Origin of the sequence: Acinetobacter sp. YH01020 (genome assembly GCF_013420275.1) — a bacterium.
In the GTDB taxonomy this organism is placed as follows: Bacteria; Pseudomonadota; Gammaproteobacteria; order Pseudomonadales; family Moraxellaceae; genus Acinetobacter; species Acinetobacter amyesii.
Genome location: NZ_VOYN01000104.1, coordinates 1 through 3,355, shown reverse-complemented (window position 1 = coordinate 3,355; position 3,355 = coordinate 1). Strand labels below are relative to the sequence as shown.

The 3,355-nt window shown below is 34.9% G+C and carries 3 protein-coding genes; 1 reads left to right on the top strand and 2 read right to left on the bottom strand.

What is annotated here, in order from left to right; translation table 11 throughout:
- Positions 1-543: IS66 family transposase (locus FTT85_RS18195; RefSeq protein WP_180184110.1), on the top strand; the 543-nt coding region annotated here is incomplete at its 5' end.
- Positions 544-790: 247 nt separating this feature from the next.
- Here the strand turns inward: FTT85_RS18195 and FTT85_RS18190 are convergent.
- Together FTT85_RS18190 and FTT85_RS18185 are read right to left on the bottom strand one after the other, a co-directional pair.
- Positions 791-1,519: a hypothetical protein gene (locus FTT85_RS18190; RefSeq protein ID WP_180184109.1), complete on the bottom strand. Its 729-nt coding sequence runs from the start codon at positions 1,517-1,519 to the stop codon at positions 791-793.
- 124 nt (positions 1,520-1,643) lie between these two features.
- Positions 1,644-2,552: a hypothetical protein gene (locus FTT85_RS18185; RefSeq protein ID WP_180184108.1), complete on the bottom strand. Its 909-nt coding sequence runs from the start codon at positions 2,550-2,552 to the stop codon at positions 1,644-1,646.
- Positions 2,553-3,355: the final 803 nt, after the last annotated feature.

Here is a 3,355-nt window from a genome sequence, read left to right as displayed (position 1 = left end):
CGTAAATTCCATGAACTGCATGTGACCAAAAAAAGTCAGGTTGCTGAACAGGCATTAGTGCTGATTCAGAAACTGTATGCCATAGAAGCAGAACTCAGGAAAAAGACCGATAGTACAGCAGAACAGCACCGCGAATACCGGCAACAGCATAGTCAACCGGTGATGCAACAACTGTATGAATGGCTCAACCAACATCATCTGACGGTGCCATCGAGTTCTCCCACCGCCAAGGCGATCAATTACACTCTGAAGCGTTGGCCAGCTTTAAGCCGCTATCTGGATGATGGCAATCTACCGATTTGCAATAACTGGGTGGAAAACCAGATGCGCCCTTGGGCGTTGGGACGTAAGAACTGGTTATTTGCAGGTTCGCTGCGCAGCGGTCAGCGAGCAGCCAATATTATGACATTAATCCAGTCAGCAAAGCTGAATGGGCTGGATCCCTATGCCTATTTAAGTGATGTGCTGAAAAGGTTGCCGACACATAAAGTGACCCAGATTGAAGAGTTACTGCCACACTGCTGGAAACCTAAATCGAATTAAAAAATAGGTATGGGATTCAGCGGACGCTTACAGTTAATATCTATTTTAAAGAAATATTTAAATAAAAATATTTAGTGATAAATTGTTTTTTAATTGTAGTATTCAAAAGGGATTTGGTAAGAGTGGGGCTTTGTTGCACAAAGATTTGAAATACAAAGCCCCCTAACTAAAGCCTCCGTCTAGCTATACTTCACTGTTCATAGACACCAATTATATTGCTATGATGTCTATGAATCTTACAAAGAAGTTAATAATTAAGACCTTTGACATCTTTGAAGACTTCTTTATAGTGATTCTCTACTTCTTCAGCATTTATGAAGTTATTGTTTGCTACGTGGAGATCAAATGCTCGTTTGTAGTATCTCTTAGCTTTTACAATGTCTTTAGGAATGTATATCTCATCCACATGCAGAAGTGCTAGTAAAAATGCTGAATCAGCGTTACCTGCATCTGCAGTAAAATTCAGCCATTTAAGACTTTCTTCAATATATCCACTTGTTAAATAAGTTGAACCTATACGTGCAGGTTTTGGACATAACTTAGTATTGACTAACACGCATTTTTCCAATGCTTTGATGCTCTTATATATTGCTTTGTTACTTAAGTTATTTAACTTTTGGCGTTCTTCTTCTGTATTAACATAGAGATAGAACATTTGATAAAAAGCATTGGATTCAGCAATATATGGATAAACAATACCATATTGCTTCGCAATTCTATCTAGCTTAGTTGCCAATTTTTCTTCTTCCGCTTCATCGATGAAAGCAGGTAAATGATAACGTTGACCATCATTAGCAGTAATATACTTTTCTTCACCACCAATCATTTCAAATACAATTGCATCAATTTGAGGTTTTAACTGATATTTTTCAATGATAACATCCTCTTGTTGTTGGGTTAGATTTGCTGATGCAGAGGTTGTTCCAATGAGAATATTCAGCATAAATAGGGTTATAGTAGCGAATAGTTTTTTCATTTGTACTCTCAACAGATTTAATGAAGATTCATCTGTTTACTTTTTAATATGGATTACCTTGTAGTTTGGCAAATTCCGTTATGTCATAGGGTTTTATTTAGCGAATTTTATGTTAGCTCAATGGTTATTTACACAGATACCAACCGTAAGAGTTCTCCCAAATACTCCGTCCAGCTTCTAAGGGAACCCCATCAAAATGAACACTTGGAGAAGCTTGAATACCACCAGTATTGGTTAACCATCCTCTCAAACTGATTTTTATATTTTTACCATCATTTGAAAATTGCTCTAAACTGCCAACAGCTACGCCATTAGCTTTTTCATATTGTAGTTGACCTAAAACATAAAGATTTGTAGGGAAATTGAGCGTAACATCTTTACAAACTTTACTACCAATATTTTTGGAAGTTGGTTTATTTGAATTTAAGAAGTTAGTATAAGTCTGTTGTTTTGCTTTTTCTTGTGCTTGATACTTTTCATTTAAAGCTCGTTGTCTAGATTGCTCTATATCTTTTTGTACTTGGTGTTTAAAGTAAAAGCCTGTTATGTCAGAAGTTGGCATTATTTCAGTTTTGAGCTTAACATATCTAAAAGTATAAGATTTTGAGTCCGTTGCACGTTCACTTATTGGCTCAATTAGAACACCCCAGCTTTTATTATTTGGTAGATTGCATCTAAAACCACCAACTGCTTCATCAACTTTATATTTTTTTAACAGATTTCGTGCATATGGATCTCGTACTTGATCCATTGGGCTTGATTCAATTCTATCAAATTTACCTTTTTGATTTTGACAATAAAGACTTAAAGACGTTTTAGGAATCAAAGAATTAGGGTTTCTTATATCCCCATTATTATCCCATACATAAACATAGTCTTTTCCTTTGTTATCTGAACCATTTAATTTCATTTTTAAAACTAAATCATTAGGGCTTGAAAATTTTCTCACTTTTTCTGGCGTTATGCTTTCTATTGTTTGGCAACCATTAAGAGTGGCTAATGAAATAATTGAAACAATATAGATTTTTTTCATAATTAATTTAATATCAAGGTTTTAAATTTAATTAGATGATTTTTCAACACTTTTGTAAAGTACCAAATGGATTAATTTACTTATTAAAAAGAAAGGCTACTCCTAGATAGATGTAGCCTTAAAAGGTTTTTGAGAACATTTCCTTGTTCAATTTTAACGCCTTTATTGGCTGCTCAATTTTTTCATGCTGACTTAAGCCATATTCCACTTCAAATTTCTAAATCTAGGATTTAGCTTTTTCTCGCCTAAGATGGAAGAGCGAGACACTTATATTTTTCATGTCCGTGTGAACATTAACTAGATTAGAAAAGTACCTAGTAACTCCACATAAGCAATATTTCTTCAGTGACCAAACTTGAGGATACTTATGCTTTATCAATCATGGTCTAGTTTGAGCGACCAAGCCCAAACACAGGAATACGACCAAGCATTCCATTAACCTTCTTCTAACATATTGCCGAACATATTCTCATATGTGCCGACTCAAGCTTTCGCAGTGAGTAATTGAACCGTACCGGGATTGTCGGAGACTTTTTATTTAAGTTAGGCCACCTGACCTAATAGGTTAATCTTATCATAGTACATTGCTTCAAACTCAGAAGAGGCTAGTAAGTTCTCTTCTTTATGGGATTGTAGACTGGCATAAAAAGCAACTTGAATTGAGTTGGTTTTCTCAATCAATAGACTTCCTTCATAAATCATTTTTCAATCAATTTAATTGTTTATCTTTCACCCAATCTAAATTGTATATGCCAGCAAGTAAATTAAACCGCAGGTTTAATCGTTTACGACGATTTCTATAT